The following is an 18354-nucleotide window of genomic DNA, read 5'->3' on the forward strand; positions in this document are numbered from 1 at the left end:
AAGACATGAGCGGGCCAGAGGCCCGCGCTCCCGTTAAAGCCCCTTCTTCCCCATCTCCAAAAACTTGTCCTGCCTTCGCTGGCGCAGCGTATCGGCGTCGAGGCCTGAAAGTTCGCCCAGCGCCTCGGTTATGACCTTGCCGACGAGGTCGATCGTCTCGTCTGGACTGCGATGGGCGCCGCCCATCGGCTCGGGGATCACGTCGTCGATGATGTCGAGCTTCTTGAGATCCGCCGCCGTCACCTTCATCGCCTCGGCGGCCTCCTGGGCGTTGGCGTTGGAGCGCCACAGGATCGAGGCGCAGCCTTCCGGCGTGATCACCGAGTAGATCGAGTTCTCCAGCATGTAGACGCGGTCGGCCGAGGCGATGGCCAGCGCACCGCCCGAACCGCCCTCGCCGATCACGACGCTGACCAGCGGCACGCCGAGCGACAGGCAGGTGTCGATCGAGGTCGCCACGGCTTCGGCCTGGCCGCGCGCCTCGGCATCCAGGCCGGGATAAGCGCCCGGCGTGTCGACCAGGGTGACCACCGGCAGGTGGAAGCGATCGGCAAGCTTCATCAGCCGCTGCGCCTTACGATAGCCCTCGGGCCGCGGCATGCCGAAATTGTGCTTGATGCGCGAATCGGTGTCATCGCCCTTCTGCTGGCCGATCACCACCACGCTGCGGGAGCCGAGCCGGCCGACACCGCCGACGATGGCGGCGTCCTCGCCGAACACGCGGTCGCCCGCCAGGGGTTGGTAGTCGGTGATCAGCCGGTCGATGTAACTCTGAGCGTGCGGCCGCTCGGCATGGCGCGCCACCTGCACGCGCTGCCACGGCGTCAGCTTGGCGTAGGTCGCGCGCAGCTGCTTCTGCACCTTGTCCTGCAGGCGCATGACTTCCTCGGCGATGTCGACATCGCCCGAGTTCGGCAGATGGCGCAGCTCGGCAATCTTGCTTTCGAGCTCGGCGATCGGCTTCTCGAAGTCGAGGTAGGTGGTCATTGATTTTCAGGTGTCGCCCGGCACCGGAATCCTGTCAACCGGCCGCCTTCAGCCCGGCGGACGGCGCTTGCGACGTGCCAGCGGGTGCTTGTCCTGCACCAGCGCCCGGAGCTTCTCGTCCAGCACATGGGTGTAGATCTGGGTCGTGGCGATATCTGCATGGCCCAGCATCAATTGCACGCTGCGCAGGTCGGCGCCGCCTTCGAGCAGATGGCTGGCGAACGCGTGGCGCAGCACGTGCGGCGACACGCGCGCCGGATCGATGCCGGCCGCCAATGCCGCCTCCTTCAGGAGCTGCGCAAAGCGCTGGCGCGTCAGATGCCCGGTGCGGCCGCGAGAGGGAAACAGGAAGCGTGACTTCTCGCCCTCCTCGAGCATGGCGGCACGGACGTGCAGCCACGCGACGATCGCCAGGCGCGCCGGGTCGCTGAGCGGGACCATGCGCTCCTTGTTGCCCTTGCCGCGCACCACCAGCGTGGCGGGATCGCGCTCGACGGCGGCGAGCGGCAGGGTCACCAGCTCCGACACGCGCAGGCCCGCGGCATAGAGGATCTCCAGCAGCGTCGCCATGCGTCCGTGGTCGTCGTCGCGCCGGCTCGCCTCGATCAGCCGGTCAACCTCATCGCGCGACAGCACCTTGGGCAACGGCCGCCCGAGCTTGGGCGAATCGAGCGTGCTCGCCGGATCGTCCTCGCGCAGCCGCTCGGCCAGCAGGAAGCGGAAGAACTGGCGGATCACCGACAGCCGGCGCGCCACGGTGCGCGGCGTCATCCCGACATAGTCGAGCGACTTCAGGTAGGCGCGCAGGGCCTCGGTGTCAGCGTTGATTGGCTTCTTCTTGCGTCGCGCCAGGAAGGTCTCGAGGTCCTTGAGATCGGCGCCGTAGGCCGCCGTCGTGTTCAGCGACGCGCCGCGCTCGGCCGACAGCATCTCGATGAAGGCCTCGGCCTCGCGCGACAACGGCGTGGACGGCTTCTTCTTCACGGTCCCTAGAGGCCGTAGGCGATCGCCGTCTCAACGGCGAACAGGCGGGCCGAATGGTCCTCGCCGACCGAGCGCAGTGCCCGCACGATCGTCGCGATGGCCGCGGGATGGAGCTCGTTGAGCGGCGTCTCGTTGGCGGCGATCGGCGCCAGCAAGGACGTCTCGGCGCGCCGGCCGCCGGCGGCAGCATTGACCAGGGCCTGGAGGCTGGCGGTGGGCGGCATCACCAGGCGCGCACTGCCGGGCGGCTTGTCGGGCAGGTCGGTCGACTTCGGCGGCAGGTCGAAGCCGGTCGAACGCAACAACTCCAGCAGCAGATAACCGCGCAGCGGCCCGCGGGTGGCATCGTCGTCGCGCGTCACCTCGTACCAGCGATTGATCTCGCCGACCGAGAGGCGCTTGGCGTCGTCGAGACCGGCAACCGCCGCCAGCGGCACCAGCCGGTCGAGCGCGATGATGGCGCGCGCATTGTTCGTCACGGCGCTCAGCGCCAGCTGGATCCAGGCCTGCGTCTGCAGCTTGGCACCCAGCAGCAGGAAGCCGCGCATCGCTTCCTGCGCGACATTGGCGAACTGCGGCTGGGCCGGCAGATTGATCAGGGCCGCGGCGCTCGCCCGGGCGATGGTCGGGAACAACGGGCTGTCGCGCGCCTCGCCATAGGCGGTGGCGATCGAGCTGAACATCTCGTTGGGGTTGGAGGTGCTGCGCGCCGCCGCCACCATCCGCGCCCGGCGCGCGGTCGCCGCCGGCAGCGCGGCGCCGTCACGCAATGCCTCGAGATAAAGGTCGCCGAGCTTGGTCGCCTCGATGATGGCCAGGGCCTCGCCGCGTTCGGCGATTTCGATGCGCGTGGCGATCGGCAGCGGCTTCAGGCCGACGAGAGCGCGAACGATCGCGGGCTGCGCGTTGCGCAGCACGTTGGCCGGCACCTGCGCGTGCATGAGGGCGATCGCCATCAGCGCCGGACCATCGACCTGCTGGGCCGACGAAAGGTTGGCAGCGCGCGCCGCGTTCTGGTCGCCGTCGAGCAGCCGGCAGGCGGCCTGGGCGCGACCGCTGAAGGGCTCGCTCAGTTGCCATTGCTTGACGATGGCGCAGGCGCCGTGCCGCTCTCCCGCCAGCATCAGGGCATTGGCCACCGTCGAGGCGACCGCCGGGTCGGCGTAGCCGCCGGCATTGCGCACCATCTCGTTCAGGCTCTCTGCCTCGCCCATGGCGGCGATCTTCTCGACCTTGCGCATGAACAGGCTGGGCGGCGGACTGCCGTCCGGCGCCGGCGGCGTGAGCTGGCTCACCAGGACCTTGAACTGCAGGTCGCGCAAGGCGCGGCTGCGCGGCGCATTGGGCAGAGCCGTGACCAGACGCTTGGCGGTGGCGAGCGAGGTCCCTGCCCAGGCGTTGGCCGGCATGCCCCCGGTGGTCGCCGTCAGGAAGCCGGTCGGCTGGCTATCGAAGTCCGGAGTCTGCGCGCCCACCGGCGGCGCGGCCGTCACCGCCAAGATCACCGCCGCGGCAATGGCCAAGCTAGCGCGCGAAGCGTTCATTGGGCACGGGAACCTCGAACTGCCGCACCGGCGGGCGAGGTTCGATCACGGCAAGCGCCACCAAGCCCGCAATAAGCAGGCTGACGACAATGACGGTGACCACCGGCCCAATCTTCAGGGTGGGCACGCTGAATCGATTTCTGGAGCGGAACAGGGGCACGACGCGGGCAACCTACCTCGGCTAGCGCCCAAGCGGCAATCGCGCACAATCCTTATTGTGGCCGGCGAGCCTCTCGCTTGAAACGGTGCACGGAATGGGCGACATCCATGTGTTCACGTCATGGACGCCCGGCCCCCCCTATCGCTGCCGCGCACCGTCGCCCTCGTGGGCCTGATGGGCGCGGGCAAGAGCGCCATCGGCAAGCGGCTGGCACTGCGGCTCGGCCTGCCGTTCGTCGACGCCGACGACGAGATCGAGCGCGCCGCCGGCTGCTCGATCGCCGAGATCTTCGAGAAGTACGGCGAGGCCGACTTTCGCGCCGGCGAGCGCCGCGTCATTTCGCGCCTGCTCGACGAGCCGCCGCACGTGCTGTCGACCGGCGGCGGCGCCTATATCGACCCCGACACGCGCGACTTGATGCGGACCAAGGCGGTGACCGTCTGGCTGCGCGCCGAGCTCGACGTTCTGTACGACCGCGTGCGCAAGCGCGCCCATCGGCCCTTGTTGCGCAACGGCGATCCCAAGGAGGTTCTCGCACGCCTGATGAGCCAGCGTTATCCGATCTATGCCGAGGCCGACGTCATCGTCGATTCGACGGCGCAGCCCGCCGACCGCACGACCGATCAGGTCATAGAGGCGTTGCGCGCCCATCTGCAGCCTGAGAAGACGCCGGCATGAACGCACGCACCATTCGCGTCGAGCTGGCGGGTCGCAGCTACGACATCGCGATCGGCCCTGGCCTGATCGACCAGGCCGGGGCGCTCTGCCGGCCCCTGCTGGCGGCGCCCAAGGTCACGATCGTGAGCGACGAGACCGTGGCGCCTCTTTATGGCGCCCGACTGGCCGCTTCGTTCGACAAGGCCGGCATCAAGGCAAGCACGGTCACCGTGCCCGCCGGCGAGACCAGCAAGGAGTTCGGCGCCTTCGGCAAGCTGATGAACGAGCTGCTCGACCAGCGGCCCGACCGCAAGACCACCCTGGTGGCGCTGGGCGGCGGCGTGGTCGGCGATCTCACGGGCTTTGCCGCCGCCGTGCTGCTGCGCGGCGTCGACTTCATACAGGTGCCGACCACGCTGCTGGCCCAGGTCGATTCGTCGGTCGGCGGCAAGACCGGCATCAACACGCGGCACGGCAAGAACCTGGTCGGCGCCTTCTATCAGCCGCGCCTGGTGCTGGCCGACACCGAGGTGCTCGACACCCTGCCGCGACGCGAGTTGCTGGCAGGCTACGCCGAGGTCGCCAAGTACGGCTTGATCGACGATCCCGACTTCTTCGCCTGGTGCGAGACCAATGGTGGCGCGGTGCTGTCGGGCGACGCCGCCAAACGGACCTACGCCATCGAGCAGAGCTGCCTCGCCAAGGCGCGCATCGTGGCGGCCGACGAGCGCGAGACCACCGACCTGCGCGCCCTGCTGAACCTCGGCCACACGTTTGGCCATGCGCTCGAGGCCGAGATCGGCTTCGGCGGCGAGCTGCTGCACGGCGAGGCCGTCGGCACCGGCATGGCCATGGCCTTCGACCTCTCCGCCCGGCTGGGACTGTGCCCGCAGGCCGATGCCGACCGTGTGCGTCGCCATCTCGGATCGGTTGGATTGCCGATGCGGCTCCGGGCGATCGGCGGCGACAACCGCCGCAAATGGGAGGCCGCGCGGCTGATCGAGCATATGCGCGGCGACAAGAAGGCCGATGGCGGCAAACTCACCTTCATCCTGGCGCGCGGCATCGGCAAAGCCTTCGTCACCCGAGAGGTCGACGAAGCGGCATTGCGCGGCCTGCTCGACGACGCCCTCGCTGCCTGAGGTCGAATGGAAGCTGAGCTCCACCTCGATCTGCCGATATCGGTCGCCCTGCCGCTGGTCGTGCTCTGCCTGGCACTCGGCGCCTACATGTCGGCCGCCGAGACGGCGATCACCGGCGCTTCGCGGCCGCGCATGCATCGACTGGCCCAGCAGGGCAACAAGCGCGCCGCCGTGGTGAACAGCCTGCTCGACCGCAAGGACGAGGCGGTGAGCGCAGTGTTGCTGGGCAATAGCGTGGTCAACATCCTGTCCGCGTCGCTGACGACGGCCGTGCTGACCGCGATCTTCGGCGCCGCCGGCATCGTCTACGCCACCGTGGCGGTCGGCGTCATGGTGGTGATCTTCGCCGAGGTCATGCCCAAGACGTGGGCGCTGCTGCGTGCCGACCGCGTGGCGCTGACGCTGGCGCCGTCGATCGTGGTCACGCTCGCCATCCTCGGGCCTATGGCGCGCGGCGTCGCCTCGATTTCGCGCTTCTTCCTCGGCCTGCTGGGAGTGCGCGTCGACCGAACGCCCGATGCCGAGGAGCATGCCGACGTGCTGCGCGGCGCCATCGAGCTGCACGGCCATGGCCAGACGGACGAGATCGCGCCCGCCGAGAAGGCGATGCTGCGCTCAGTGCTGGATCTCGGTGATCGCACGGTGGGCGACGTCATGACCCATCGCGGCAGCGTCGTGCTGATCGACGCCGACCAGCCGATGGACGCGATCGTCGGCCAGATGCTGGAGGCGCCCTACACGCGCATCCCGGTCTATCGCACCGAAGCGGACAACATCATCGGCGTCGTCCATGCCAAGGACCTGTTCCGCGCCGTCAGGGCCGCAGGCGGACCGGAGGCGGTCAAGATCGATGCCGTCATGACGCAGCCCTGGTTCATCCCCGAATCGACGACCTGCTTCGACCAGCTGCAGGCCTTCCGCGCCCGCCACGAGCATTTCGCCATCGTCGTCGACGAGTACGGCGCGCTGCGCGGCATCATCACCCTCGAGGACATCATCGAGGAGATCACCGGTGACATCGAGGATGAGCACGACGCCATCAAGCGTGGCGTGGTCAGGCGCGAAGACGGCAGCCTGATCAGCCAGGGCGACGTGCCGATCCGCGACCTCAACCGCGAGTTCGGCTGGGGGCTGCCGGAGAACGTCGCCATCACCATCGCCGGGCTGGTGCTGCATGAGGCGCGGCGCATCCCCGAGGTCGGCCAGACCTACGCATTTTACGGATTCCGCTTCGAAATTCTGAAGCGCGAGGGCACGCGGATCGCCGAGTTGCGCATCATGCCGCCCCTCGCCATAGAGGCTGCCGAGAACTGAGGCTCACCCAGAGAGGAATCTGCCAATGCCGCTTTCGCCGCCGGTCGGGCGACAGCACCTGCATACGCGCCGTGTCACCTGCCAGGGCTTCTTCCGCGAAGATGGCCTGTGGGACATCGAGGGCCACATCACCGACGAGAAGACCTACGAGCATTCCAATGAATGGCGTGGTCCGCTGAAGCCGGGCGATTTCGTCCATGACATGTCGATTAGGCTGACGGTCGACCATCGCTTCATCATCGTCGATGTCGAGGCGGTGACCGACAAGTCGCCCTACCAGATCTGCGGCAACGTCACGCCCGACTTCAAGAAGCTGATCGGCTTGCGCATCGGAGGCGGCTTCCACCGCAAGGTGAAGGAGCGGCTGGGCGGCGTGCACGGCTGCACCCACATCGTCGAGCTTCTGGGCCCGGTGGCGACCACGGCGTTCCAGACCGTGTCGTCGGGCAAGGCGCGCGAACTCACCCTCGCCCATCGCCACAAGATCGGCAAACCGCCCAAGCCCGTCGATCCCGACGCGCCCAAGCAGAAGCCCTATGTGATCGACAACTGCTACGCCTGGTCGGCCGATGGGCCGGTGGTCAAGCGCTGGGCGCCGCACTTCTATACGGGCCCCGACGCCGAAGCCGTGCGCGCTGCGGCGGTGGGCAAAGATATCGAGATGGACGGCTGATGGGAGCGCGGGCCTCCGGCCCGCTCATGAATGCGGGCCGGAGGCCCGCGCTCCCTTAAGACTTCTTGTCTTCTGCAGGCGTCAGCGTCGTCAGCGCCAGCGCATGCAGGCCGGCATCGAGCTCGGCCTTGAGCGCAGCATAGACAAGTCGCTGGCGCGTCACGCGGCTCTTGCCTTCGAACGCCGCCGACACGATCTCGACACGGAAATGGGTCTCGCCGCCTTCGCGCCAGCCAGCATGGCCGTGATGGCGCGACGACTCGTCCTCGATGGCGAGGCGCACCGGGTCGAACTCCGTCCGCAGCTTGTTGTCAATCGCGTTAGCGACCTTGCCCATCACTCGCCTCTCTTGCCGCGTCATTCCGTTGAACACATATTATCCGAATGTCTCGACGGCGAGCGAAACCCTTGATGGCCACCGACGGCGCAGCGCTGGATCAGCGGGTCTGCGAAGCGCCGGGCTGCAGGCTTGCCGGCGAGTATCGCGCGCCGCGCGCGCGTGACCGGCTGAACGAGTATCGCTGGTTCTGTCTCGAGCACGTGCGCGAGTACAACAAGAAGTGGGACTACTTCGCCGGCCTCGGTGCCGAGCAGATCGAGGCCCATATCCGCGCCGACACGACCTGGCGCCGCCCGGTCTGGCCGCTCGGCGCCCGCCGCAGCAACGGCCCATATGTCCATATCCATGACCCGTTCGACCTTGCTGACGATGCCGGACTGGGCGAGCGGCCGCAGCCCAAGTTCGATGGCAGCGAGCAACTGACCCCGGCCGAGCGCTCAGCCCTTGATGTCCTTGAACTTTCCTGGCCCTCAACCCAGGCAGACGTGAAATCTCGTTACAAGGAACTGGTGAAAATCCATCATCCCGATGCCAATGGCGGCGCGCGGGATGCCGAGGAAAAACTGAAGGAAATCAACGCCGCCTATTCCACTCTGCGATCATCGGAGCACCTTCCGGCCGAGTGATTAGCCCTATTCAAGGCAGCCACGGCAATTGGTCGCTTGCAGTGCACAAAATGGCCTGCGATCATTGATTTACCCCGCAATTTGGCGGGCTTTGTTTTGTAGGACAACGTGATGGCCTCTACGACGACCGCGGCCCGGCAGAACGTCTCGGGCATGCCGGATATCAAGGTTTCTGCCCGTCAGCTCTTCGGCATCGACACGGACATGGAAGTCCCGGCCTTCAGCCAGGCATCCGAGCACGTGCCGGAGGTCGACGACGCCTACCTCTTCGACTCCGACACCACGATGGCGATCCTTGCGGGCTTCGCCCACAACCGACGAGTCATGGTCCAGGGCTACCACGGCACGGGCAAGTCGACCCACATCGAGCAGGTCGCTGCGCGCCTCAACTGGCCCTGCCTGCGCGTCAACCTCGACAGCCACATCAGCCGTATCGACCTGATCGGCAAGGATGCGATCGTGCTGCGCGACGGCAAGCAGGTGACCGAGTTCCGCGAGGGCATCCTGCCGTGGGCGCTGCAGAACCCGACCGCCCTGGTGTTCGACGAGTATGACGCCGGCCGCGCCGACGTGATGTTCGTGATCCAGCGCGTGCTTGAGGTCGACGGCAAGTTGACGCTGCTCGACCAGAACAAGGTGATCCGCCCTCACCCGGCGTTCCGCCTGTTCTCGACCGCCAACACCGTGGGCCTCGGCGACACGACCGGCCTCTATCACGGCACGCAGCAGATCAACCAGGGCCAGATGGACCGCTGGTCGATCGTGACGACGCTGAACTACCTGCCGCACGACCAGGAAGTGAACATCGTCGCCGCCAAGACGCCGATGTACGACACCGATGACGGCCGCAAGATCCTGTCCGCCATGGTGGCTTTGGCCGACCTGACGCGCGCGGGCTTCATCGCCGGCGACATCTCGACCGTGATGTCTCCGCGTACGGTGATGACCTGGGCCGAGAACGCCCGCATCTTCGGCGGCGATATCGGCTTTGCCTTCCGTCTCACCTTCCTCAACAAGTGCGACGAGGTCGAGCGCAGCACGCTCGCCGAGTACTACCAGCGCTGCTTCGGCAAGGAATTGCCGGCTTCAAGCGGCAAGGGCGGCAAGCTGCACTGACGAGGTGGCCTAGATGGCCAAGGACACTACGCCGATCGAGGAATTCCGGCGCGTTACCGCCACCACCATGCGGGCGGTATCGCGCAAGGAAGTGAACGTCTCCTTCGTGCCCGACGGCGGCTCGCTGCTGGGCAGTGAGGCGCGCATTACCGTGCCGGCCCGCGACCTGCCGGTCGAGGACGTCAGCCGCGTGCGCGGCGAGGCCGATTCGATGGCGCTGAAGCTGCGCCATCACGACCGCAAGACCCATCTGCGCCGCGTGCCACGCGGCGAGACTGCCCGAGCGATCTTCGAGGCCGTCGAGCAGGTCCGCGTCGAGGCGCTCGGCGCCCGCCGCATGGCCGGCGTCGCCGACAACCTCTCCGCCTTGTGGCGCCAGCGCTCGGACCAGCGCGGCCATGCCCGCATCAAGTCCAAGGACGATGCGCCGATCGCCGACGTGATCGGCCTGATCGCCCGCGAGCAGCTTTTGGGCGCCGCTCCGCCCGAAGCCGCCAAGGCAATGGTCGACATGTGGCGCGCCGACGTCGAATCGGCCGCCGGCCGCGACTTCCAGAAGCTGCGCGAGACGCTGGGCAACCAAGAGTCCTTCGCGCGCGCCGCCCGCCAGCTCATCCGCGACCTCAAGCTCGGCGATGAATCGGCCGACCTGCAGGACGAGGACGACCAGGACTCGCAGGATCAGGAGAACGCCGACGGCCAGTCCAACGAGACCGGCGACGATCAGAGCGATTCGAGCGAGACCCACGGCTACGGCGCCCAGGGCGAAGAGACCGAGGACGCTTCCGAGCAGGAGGACGCCTCCGAGACCGTCGCTGACCAGGCCCAGACCGAGATGCAGATGGGCTCGGGCGACGAGGAGGAGCCGGGCCGCGCCGAGCGTCCGTGGCTGCCGCCGGGTGCGCTCTCCAACGAGCCGCTGGGCCAGCAGTATCACGCCTATACGGTGAAGTTCGACGAGATCGTCGATGCCGACCAGCTGTGCGACGCCGAGGAACTGGGCCGCCTGCGCAACCATCTCGACCAGCAGCTCTCACATCTGCAGGGCGTGATCGGCAAGCTCGCCAACCGCCTGCAGCGCCGCCTGATGGCGCAGCAGAACCGCTCGTGGGACTTCGACCTCGACGAGGGCACGCTCGATGCGGCGCGCCTCGCCCGCATCGTCGCCAATCCCATGCACGCCCTCTCCTTCAAGAAGGAGAAGGAGACCAACTTCCGCGACACCGTGGTGTCTCTGCTGATCGACAACTCGGGCTCGATGCGCGGGCGGCCGATCACGGTGGCGGCGATGAGCGCCGACATCCTGGCCCGCACGCTCGAGCGCTGCGGCGTCAAGGTCGAGATCCTGGGCTTCACCACGCGCGCCTGGAAGGGTGGCCAGAGCCGCGAGCAGTGGCTCGCCGCCGGCAAGCCCGCCAATCCGGGCCGCCTCAACGATCTCCGCCACATCATCTACAAGCCGGCCGACGCCCCGTGGCGCCGCGCCCGCAAGAACCTCGGCCTGATGCTTCGTGAGGGCATCCTCAAGGAGAATATCGACGGCGAGGCGCTGCTGTGGGCGCACAATCGCCTGCTGCCGCGCACCGAAGAGCGCAAGATCATGATGGTGATCTCCGACGGCGCGCCGGTCGACGATTCGACCTTGTCGGTCAATCCGGGCAACTACCTGGAGCGCCATCTGCGCGACGTCATCGACTGGATCGAGACGCGCTCGCCCGTCGAGCTGATCGCCATCGGCATCGGCCACGACGTCACGCGCTACTACCGCCGCGCCGTCACCATCGTCGACGCCGACCAGCTGGGCGGCACGATGATGGAGCAGCTCGCCTCGCTGTTCGACGAGGAAGAGCTCAAGGACATCCGTGCAGCGCGCGCGCCGCGCGGTGGCAAGGGTGGCAAGGCTCCCGCCGGCAAGTCGGGCCGTCGCGCCGCCTGATCTTGCGCGCCATCCTGCGCTCGCTGTTCGTCGTCTGCCTGCTGGCGACGGCCTGTGCCGGCGCCTCGCCGGGGCCGGCGGTGGCGCAGGAGCAGACGCTCGACGTCAGGAGCTCCTCGCAGCCCTTCAAGATCGACGACCCGGCGGCCAAGACAATCGGCCGGCTGGTCTGGCGCGGCGGCATCATGATGACCGCCAATTCACGGCACTTCGGCGGCTGGTCGGACCTGCACATCTCGCCCGACGGCAAGAGCCTGACCTCGATCTCCGACGAGGGCGCCTGGCTCACGGCCACCATCGACTATGACGGCGAGGCCAACCTCGCCGGTCTGAGCAGCGCCCGCATCGGCCAGCTCCACGGCCTCGACGGCAGGCTGATCGCGACCAAGGCCGAGGCCGACGCCGAGGCGATGGCCCGCCTGGCCGACGGCTCGTGGCTGGTCGCCTTCGAGCGCGACCACCGCCTGTGGCGCTACCCGACGCTGACCGCCGTGCCGGTCCCCGTCGAAGGCCCGGTCGAGATCGGCCGCCAGCCGCCCAATGGCGGTATCGAGGCAATGACGGCGCTGGCCGACGGCCGCGTCATCATGATCAGCGAGGAATACAGCGAGCGAGCCGGCACCGTGATGGGCTGGATCGGCACGCCGTCAGCCGGCGGCCGCTACCAGTGGCGCACCTTCAGCTACGCCACCATTCCCGACTTCCGGCCGACCGCAATCGCCCAAATGCCCGACGGGTCATTCGCCATGATCGAGCGCGCCTTCGACATGGCGCGCGGCGTGCGCTGCCGCGTCATGCGTTTCGATGCTGCCCAGCTCGTGGCCGGCGGCACGGTGCAGGCCGAGGAGCTGGCGCGGCTCGCCTCGCCCTATGCAGTCGACAATCTGGAAGGCATCGCCGCGACCCGCGGGCCGCGCGGCGAGACGCTCCTGTGGCTGATCTCGGACGACAACTTCAATCCGCTTCAGCGCAACATCCTGCTGCTCTTCGAGCTGGCAAAGTAAAGGCCGCTTACGCGGCCTTTTTTGCGTCCTTCTTGGCCTTGGCCGAGACGACGCGGCGCTTCAGCACCTTCATCTCGGGGCTGAGCTTGCTGTCGTTGGTCCCCAGCAGATAGGCGTCGATGCCGCCATTGTGCTCGATGGTCTTCATGCCGCGCGGGGTCAGGCGCAGGCGGACCGTGTGGCCGAGCGCATCCGACAGGACCGAACCGACCTGCAGGTTGGACATGAACCGGCGCCGGGTCTTGTTGTTGGCGTGGCTCACATTGTTGCCGTATTGCACGGACTTGCCCGACAGGGCGCAACGACGAGGCATGGCGATTTCCGCTAAAAAACGATCCCGCCGGAGGGCGGGAAGGCCGGCTTTTTAAGGGTCTGGCGGAGGGTCGTCAACCCGCCCTTAGGCGAACCAGTCCACCACCCGCTCGGTGATATCCTCGACCTGATCCTCCGGAATCACCCGTCCGCGGGCTGAGATTCCCGCTGCGTGCACGGTTTCCGGGTCGCCCGAGACCAGTGGGTGCCACCAGTAGAGGTCCTGCTTGAAATGGACCAGGCGGTAGCCGCAGGTCTTGGGCAGCCAGTCCATCTTGGCCACTACACTTGGGGTGAGCTGGATGCAGTCCGGCACGATCTTCTTGCGGTTCTTGTAGTCCCGGCAGCGCGCCGTCTTGGGGTCTAAAAGCTTGCAGCAGGTGTCGGTCTGGGCGAGCTCGCCGGTGCCCTCGTATTCGAGCTTATTGACGCAACACATGCCGCAGCCGTCGCAGAGCGATTCCCACTCCTGCTTGGACATCTGGGCGAGCGTCTTGCGCTTCCAGAACGGCAGCTCCTGCTGCGCGGCAGCGGCGCGACGGGCGCGGCGGACAAAGGACTTAGCGGCCATGGAAAGCCTCTAGCATACGACGGGCCGCAGCGGCGGGGGTTGCTCGGCCGGCCTCGACCTCGCGCTCCAGGCCCGTCACCAGTTTCCTGACCCCGGGGTGCTTGCGCAACTCCGCCAGAAGGGTTTCCCCCACCTCGTTCCACATCCAGGCGCGGGCCTGGTCGGCGCGGCGGCGGGCGACACCCTTCTCGCCCACGGCCGCCATGAAGCGCTCGACGACCTGCCAGACCTCGGCCACGCCGGCGCCGGTGAGGGCCGACGCGGTCGCGACCTCGGGCGTCCAGCCCGCGGTCGGCGAGCGCAGCATGCGCAGCGCATGCTGGTAGTCCGAGACCGAGCGCCTGGCAGTGGCCAGGAGGTCGCCGTCGGCCTTGTTGACCACGATCAGGTCGGCGAGCTCGATGACGCCGCGCTTGATGCCCTGCAGGTCATCGCCGCCGGCCGGCAGCAGCAGGACGATGAACATGTCGACCATGTCGGCGACCGCGGTCTCCGACTGGCCGACGCCGACGGTCTCGACGATCACCGTGTCGAAGCCCGCCGCCTCCACGAGCAGCATGGTCTCGCGCGTGCGCCGCGCCACGCCGCCCAAGGTCGCGCCCGCCGGCGAGGGCCGGATGAAGGCGCCGAGCCGGCGCGACAGCTCCTCCATGCGCGTCTTGTCGCCCAGGATCGAGCCGCCGCCGCGCTTGGACGACGGATCGATGGCAAGCACGGCCAGCGAGCGGCCCTGCTCCAGCAGCGAGAGGCCGAAGCGCTCGATGAAGGTCGACTTGCCGACGCCCGGCACGCCGGTGATGCCAAGCCGCACCGACTTGCCGGTGCGCGGCAGCAGCCCACCGAGCAGCGCATCGGCGCGCTCGCGATGATCGGAGCGCGTCGATTCGATCAGGGTGATGGCCTGGGCAAGTGCGCGGCGGTCGCCGGCCAGCAGCGGCTCGAGCAGCGGGTCGACTGTCATGCTGCGGCAGCCTTATCAGCGGCGTCGGTGGAACGCCAGCAAGGCCGCGACGCCTGCGATCGAATAGAAGACCGCGAGCGTCCAGCCGAGCCCGGGATCGCCGACCGTATCCATCGCTGCGCCGGCAAGCGGCCGGCCTAGAAGGCCGCCCAGGATGTAGAGCATGCTGAAGGCAGTGTTGGCGCGCGCGATGTCGCCACCGCCGATGCGCTGGCCGAGCAGCGCCAGCCCAACGGGATAAATCGCGAACGACAATCCGCCCCACAGCGCGATCACGGCGATGATCGCGATCGATTGCGCCGAGACCATCGATAGCAGGATGACCAGCAAGGTGCTGGCAAGCGCGCAGCCCGCCAGCACGACGCGACGGTCGAAATGATCAGCCATCCAGCCGATCGGCCATTGCAGCACCACGTTGCCGATGACGAAGGCCGAGAGCCATAGCGCGCCGGTCTCGGCCGGCACGCCGGCGCCGACGGCATAGACCGGCAGGAAGCTGAAGGCGACCTGCTCGCCCAGGCCACAGGCGAAGCCCGCCAGCATGGCGAGCGGCGCCATGAACACGACCTGCAGGTAGCCGCTGTCCTCGGCATGCTCGATCCTGGGCGCCGTCCGCCAGTAGGGCAGCAACGGCAGCGCGACCAGCAGCGCCAGGACGGCGCAGGTGATGAACGGCCTGGGCCCATAGACGCCGACGACCTGCAGCACGAACGGGCCGAGCGCGAGGCCGAATGCCACCAGCATGGAATAGACCGCCATGACGCGGCCGCGGCGCTTCTCCTCGACGACCACATTCATCCAGATCTCGCTCACCACCCAGGGTACGCCGCCCATGGCGCCGTGCAGCAGGGTCAGGATGAACCAGACGGCGACGCTGTCGGTCAGGGTGTAGGAGACGGTCAGTACCGAGCCCACGACCACGGAGCCGACAATGAATGGCACCGCGCCCCAGCGTGCGGCGAGCCGCGGAATGTGCGAGGCGGTGGCCAGCATGCCCACGCCCCAGGCGGCGGCGACGATGCCGATGGTGAGCTTGTCGTGGCCCATCCGCTCGAGCGCCAGCGGCACCAACGGCATGGCCGTGCCCGCCTGCAGGCCGATCGCCGCGCAGGCGGCGAAGACGGGCAGAAGGGAACGCCAGGGACCGGCGGCGACGGCTTGGCTAGTCGGCGACACGCAGATGCCCCTCGGCGCGGAACGAGGGCGGTTCCTCTTCCTCTGGGACGTGGCGCTCGGCCTCGCGGGCGGCCTCCTGCTGGCGGCGCCACATGTCGGCATAGAGGCCGTTGCGCGCCAGCAATTCGCCATGGCGTCCGCGCTCGGCGACGCGGCCGCGATCGAGCACGACGATCTCGTCGGCGTTGATGATGGTCGACAGCCGGTGCGCGATCACCACGGTGGTGCGGCCGCGGCTCACCTCTTCCAGCGAGCGCTGGATCTCCTGCTCGGTGCGCGTGTCGAGCGCGCTGGTCGCCTCGTCGAACAAGAGGATGCTGGGGTTCTTCAGGATGGTGCGGGCGATCGCCACGCGCTGCTTCTCGCCGCCCGACAGTTTCAGGCCGCGCTCGCCCACGGTTGAGTCGTAGCCCTGCGGCAGGGCCATGATGAAGTCGTGGATGCGCGCGAGCCGCGCGGCCTGCTCGACCTCCTCACGGGTGCAGTCCGGCCGGCCATAGCAGATGTTGTAGTAGATCGTGTCGTTGAACAGCACGGTGTCCTGCGGCACCACGCCGATCGCGGCCCGCAGGCTCGCCTGGCTGACGTCGCGGATGTCCTGGCCGTCGATCTTCACGCTGCCGGAGGCGACGTCGTAGAAGCGGAACAGGATACGCGAGACCGTCGACTTGCCGGCGCCGCTCGAGCCCACGATCGCCACCGTGTCGCCCGGGGCCACACGGAAGCTGACGTCATGCAGGATCGGCCGCGCCTTCTCGTAATGGAAGTCGACATGGTCGAACACGATCTCGCCGCCCGCCACCTTCAAGGCCGGCGCGCCGGGCTTGTCGGCGATCTCGGCCTTGACGTCCATGAGGCCAAACATGCTCTCCATGTTGACCAGCGCATTCCTGATCTCGCGATAGGCGAAGCCCAGCATGTTGAGCGGCATGTAGAGCTGGATCAGGAAGGCATTGACCGCCACGAAGTCGCCGATCGTCATGGTCCCGGCCTTGACGCCATAGCCCGCCATGACCATGACCGCGGCCAGGCCGCAGGAGATGATGGTCCCCTGCCCGACGTTCAGCAGCGAGAGCGTGCGGGAGGAGCGGATGGCGGCCTGCTCGTAACGGCGGCGGCCGACATCGAAGCGCCGCGCCTCGTGCTCCTCGTTGCCGAAGTACTTCACCGTCTCGTAGTTCAAGAGGCTGTCGATCGCCTTGGCATTGGCGTCGGTGTCGGCGTCGTTCATGCGGCGCACGAACTTGATGCGCCATTCCGACAGGATGACCGAGAAGGCGATGTAGCCGCCGACGGCCGCCAGGGTCACCGCGGAGAAGCGCCAGTCATAGAGGCTCCACAGCACCACGCCGACCAGGCAGATCTCGAACAGGGTCGGCAGGATGTTGAAGGTGGTGAAGCGGATCAGGAACTCCATGCCGTTGGTGCCGCGCTCGATGACGCGGCTCAACCCGCCGGTCTGGCGCTCGAGATGGAAGCGCAGCGACAGGGCATGAAGGTGATGGAACACCAGCAGCGCGATGTTGCGGATGGCGCGCTGCGAGACCGGCGCGAAGATGGCGTCGCGCAGCTCGCCGAATGCCTGGGACAGGATGCGGGCGACGCCATAGGCCAGGATCAGGGCCACCGGCACGGCCACGATCTGGGTCGCGGGCTCGCCCAGCGCGTCGACGGCGTGCTTGTAGAGCACCGGTACGTAGACGTTGGTGACCTTGGCCACGATCAGCAGTGCCAAGGCGATGACGACCCGGCAGCGCAGGCCGGTCTCGCCCTCAGGCCACAAATAGCGGCCGACTACGCGCAAAACGGCCCAGCTGCGCCTCAAACCGAGCTTGGGAACGCCATCTTTGGCCACTAGCGACATGAGTGCAAAATGCCTTTCGGGCGCGTGAGTTCAGTAGCGTAGGGGGCGACGGCCTTCTATCGTGGACATACGGCCGAAGTAAGCCCCCTGGCGGGAAGGGATTTCATGAGATTTCGTAGGGCCTTCATGGTTTTGGCCGCGTGTCTGGCACCGCCCGCTGTGGTCGCGGCCCAGGATGCGCGCCAGGTCGACATCGCCTACGAGATCACGTTCGGAGGCATTTCCGGGTTCCGCATCGACGTCACCGCGCGCTTCAATGGCTCGAAGTACGACGTCGAGACGACGACCTACAAGGAAGGCATGCTGAAGGCCGTCACCATGAACTATGTCGGCCGCAACCGCGCCTGGGGCGGTTTCACGACACAGGGCGCGCAACCGACCGCGGGATCGCTCTCGATCAGCGTCGACGGCAAGCCGCGCACCTGGCTGGCGCAGTATGGCGCCGCGGGCTTCCTGCAGGAGATCCACACCCCCGTGTGGAAGCCGACACCGCAGCAGACGATCAGCGACGCCGACCGCAAGGACTCGCTCGATCCCCTGACGGCCGCGCTCAGCGTCGGCTTCGCCGGCGACGCCGCCTGCGACAAGACCGTGCGCAGCAACGACGGCAAGCGCCGCATCGACGTGCTGTTCCGCAAGGTCGGCATGGAGCCCGCCTCGGCCACCGGCATCCCCGGCGCTCGCGGCGACGTGCTGGTCTGCGAGATCTACACCAAGCGCGTCTCGGGCGAATTCGACGAGGCTCCCAAGGAAGCCGAGACCGAGCGCGAGCGGCCGATCAGGATCTGGCTGGCGCGCTTCGACGACACGCAGATCCGCTATCCCGGCAAGCTCGAGGCGCAGACCCTGTTCGCCACCATCCGCGGCAAGGTCCTGTCGTTCCGCGAACGGCCGCTGACGCCTGAAGAAGCGGCGAACATCCGGCGCTGAAAAGGCGACGCGGTCCGGTTCAGGATCGTGTTCGCAGTGGCTTGCAAGACTATCGTC

Annotated in this window: 19 protein-coding genes; 9 read left to right on the top strand and 10 right to left on the bottom strand. The window is 67.7% G+C overall.

Annotated features, from left to right (window positions below; genetic code table 11):
- Positions 1-33: 33 nt before the first annotated feature.
- Genes RSO01_RS36090 through RSO01_RS36105 form a run of 4 tightly spaced genes read right to left on the bottom strand, consistent with a single transcriptional unit; the run spans position 34 to position 3642 of the window.
- Complete coding sequence (locus RSO01_RS36090; RefSeq protein WP_147155458.1) at positions 34-987, bottom strand: acetyl-CoA carboxylase carboxyltransferase subunit alpha; 954 nt, start codon at positions 985-987, stop codon at positions 34-36.
- A 48-nt stretch (positions 988-1035) separates the two neighbouring features.
- Positions 1036-1971 carry a site-specific tyrosine recombinase XerD gene (locus RSO01_RS36095; RefSeq protein WP_246159055.1) on the bottom strand — a complete coding sequence of 312 codons (936 nt, stop codon included), beginning with the start codon at positions 1969-1971 and terminating at the stop codon, positions 1036-1038.
- Between the two features lie 5 nt (positions 1972-1976).
- Positions 1977-3494, bottom strand: a complete 1518-nt coding sequence (locus RSO01_RS36100; RefSeq protein WP_170303621.1) for a hypothetical protein — start codon at positions 3492-3494, stop codon at positions 1977-1979.
- Position 3495: 1 nt separating this feature from the next.
- The gene (locus tag RSO01_RS36105) at positions 3496-3642 is read right to left on the bottom strand and encodes a hypothetical protein (RefSeq protein WP_170303622.1); all 147 of its coding nucleotides are present in this window, start codon (positions 3640-3642) and stop codon (positions 3496-3498) included.
- 153 nt (positions 3643-3795) lie between these two features.
- Here RSO01_RS36105 and RSO01_RS36110 point away from each other — a divergent pair, with 153 nt between their 5' ends.
- From RSO01_RS36110 to RSO01_RS36125, 4 genes are read left to right on the top strand one after another with little or no spacing between them, the layout of a single operon-like run.
- Positions 3796-4353, top strand: a complete 558-nt coding sequence (locus RSO01_RS36110; RefSeq protein ID WP_147155461.1) for a shikimate kinase — start codon at positions 3796-3798, stop codon at positions 4351-4353.
- Positions 4350-5474 carry a 3-dehydroquinate synthase gene (gene aroB / locus RSO01_RS36115; RefSeq protein WP_147155462.1) on the top strand — a complete coding sequence of 375 codons (1125 nt, stop codon included), beginning with the start codon at positions 4350-4352 and terminating at the stop codon, positions 5472-5474. The genes RSO01_RS36110 and aroB overlap by 4 nt, the downstream gene beginning before the upstream one ends.
- Positions 5475-5480: 6 nt before the next feature.
- Positions 5481-6788 carry an HlyC/CorC family transporter gene (locus RSO01_RS36120; protein WP_147155463.1) on the top strand — a complete coding sequence of 436 codons (1308 nt, stop codon included), beginning with the start codon at positions 5481-5483 and terminating at the stop codon, positions 6786-6788.
- Between the two features lie 25 nt (positions 6789-6813).
- Positions 6814-7461, top strand: coding sequence for a DUF2889 domain-containing protein (locus RSO01_RS36125; protein WP_147155464.1), 648 nt, complete (start codon positions 6814-6816; stop codon positions 7459-7461).
- 55 nt (positions 7462-7516) lie between these two features.
- On the opposite strand, the gene RSO01_RS36130 is transcribed toward RSO01_RS36125, so the two are convergent.
- Positions 7517-7798, bottom strand: a complete 282-nt coding sequence (locus RSO01_RS36130) for a BolA family protein (protein WP_147155465.1) — start codon at positions 7796-7798, stop codon at positions 7517-7519.
- 74 nt (positions 7799-7872) lie between these two features.
- Here RSO01_RS36130 and RSO01_RS36135 point away from each other — a divergent pair, with 74 nt between their 5' ends.
- The 4 genes from RSO01_RS36135 (at position 7873) to RSO01_RS36150 (ending at position 12483) form a co-directional block, all read left to right on the top strand.
- Complete coding sequence (locus RSO01_RS36135) at positions 7873-8427, top strand: J domain-containing protein (RefSeq protein WP_218037562.1); 555 nt, start codon at positions 7873-7875, stop codon at positions 8425-8427.
- A gap of 111 nt (positions 8428-8538) precedes the next feature.
- Positions 8539-9543, top strand: coding sequence for a cobaltochelatase subunit CobS (cobS, locus tag RSO01_RS36140; RefSeq protein WP_147155467.1), 1005 nt, complete (start codon positions 8539-8541; stop codon positions 9541-9543).
- A 13-nt stretch (positions 9544-9556) separates the two neighbouring features.
- A complete protein-coding gene (gene cobT, locus RSO01_RS36145) occupies positions 9557-11479 on the top strand; it encodes a cobaltochelatase subunit CobT (RefSeq protein ID WP_147155468.1) in 1923 nt (640 codons plus the stop codon).
- 2 nt (positions 11480-11481) lie between these two features.
- Positions 11482-12483, top strand: a complete 1002-nt coding sequence (locus RSO01_RS36150; protein WP_147155469.1) for an esterase-like activity of phytase family protein — start codon at positions 11482-11484, stop codon at positions 12481-12483.
- Between the two features lie 7 nt (positions 12484-12490).
- On the opposite strand, the gene rpmB is transcribed toward RSO01_RS36150, so the two are convergent.
- From rpmB to RSO01_RS36175, 5 genes are all read right to left on the bottom strand, one after another.
- Positions 12491-12796 (bottom strand): 50S ribosomal protein L28, encoded by a 306-nt coding sequence (rpmB, locus tag RSO01_RS36155; protein ID WP_092825849.1) that lies wholly within the window; start codon positions 12794-12796, stop codon positions 12491-12493.
- A gap of 84 nt (positions 12797-12880) precedes the next feature.
- Positions 12881-13366 (bottom strand): YcgN family cysteine cluster protein, encoded by a 486-nt coding sequence (locus RSO01_RS36160; RefSeq protein ID WP_147155470.1) that lies wholly within the window; start codon positions 13364-13366, stop codon positions 12881-12883.
- Positions 13356-14327, bottom strand: a complete 972-nt coding sequence (meaB, locus tag RSO01_RS36165; RefSeq protein WP_147155471.1) for a methylmalonyl Co-A mutase-associated GTPase MeaB — start codon at positions 14325-14327, stop codon at positions 13356-13358. Before meaB ends, RSO01_RS36160 begins: the two co-directional genes overlap by 11 nt.
- A 15-nt stretch (positions 14328-14342) precedes the next feature.
- On the bottom strand, positions 14343-15503 hold the full coding sequence (locus RSO01_RS36170) for an MFS transporter (protein ID WP_170303623.1): 1161 nt from the start codon (positions 15501-15503) through the stop codon (positions 14343-14345).
- Complete coding sequence (locus RSO01_RS36175; RefSeq protein WP_147155473.1) at positions 15490-17367, bottom strand: ABCB family ABC transporter ATP-binding protein/permease; 1878 nt, start codon at positions 17365-17367, stop codon at positions 15490-15492. Before RSO01_RS36175 ends, RSO01_RS36170 begins: the two co-directional genes overlap by 14 nt.
- Before the next feature lie 105 nt (positions 17368-17472).
- On the opposite strand from RSO01_RS36175, the gene RSO01_RS36180 reads away from it, so the two are divergent.
- Positions 17473-18297, top strand: a complete 825-nt coding sequence (locus RSO01_RS36180) for a DUF3108 domain-containing protein (RefSeq protein ID WP_147155474.1) — start codon at positions 17473-17475, stop codon at positions 18295-18297.
- Positions 18298-18354: the final 57 nt, after the last annotated feature.

Origin of the sequence: Reyranella soli, from assembly GCF_007992495.1 — a bacterium.
Lineage (GTDB): Bacteria > Pseudomonadota > Alphaproteobacteria > Reyranellales > Reyranellaceae > Reyranella > Reyranella soli.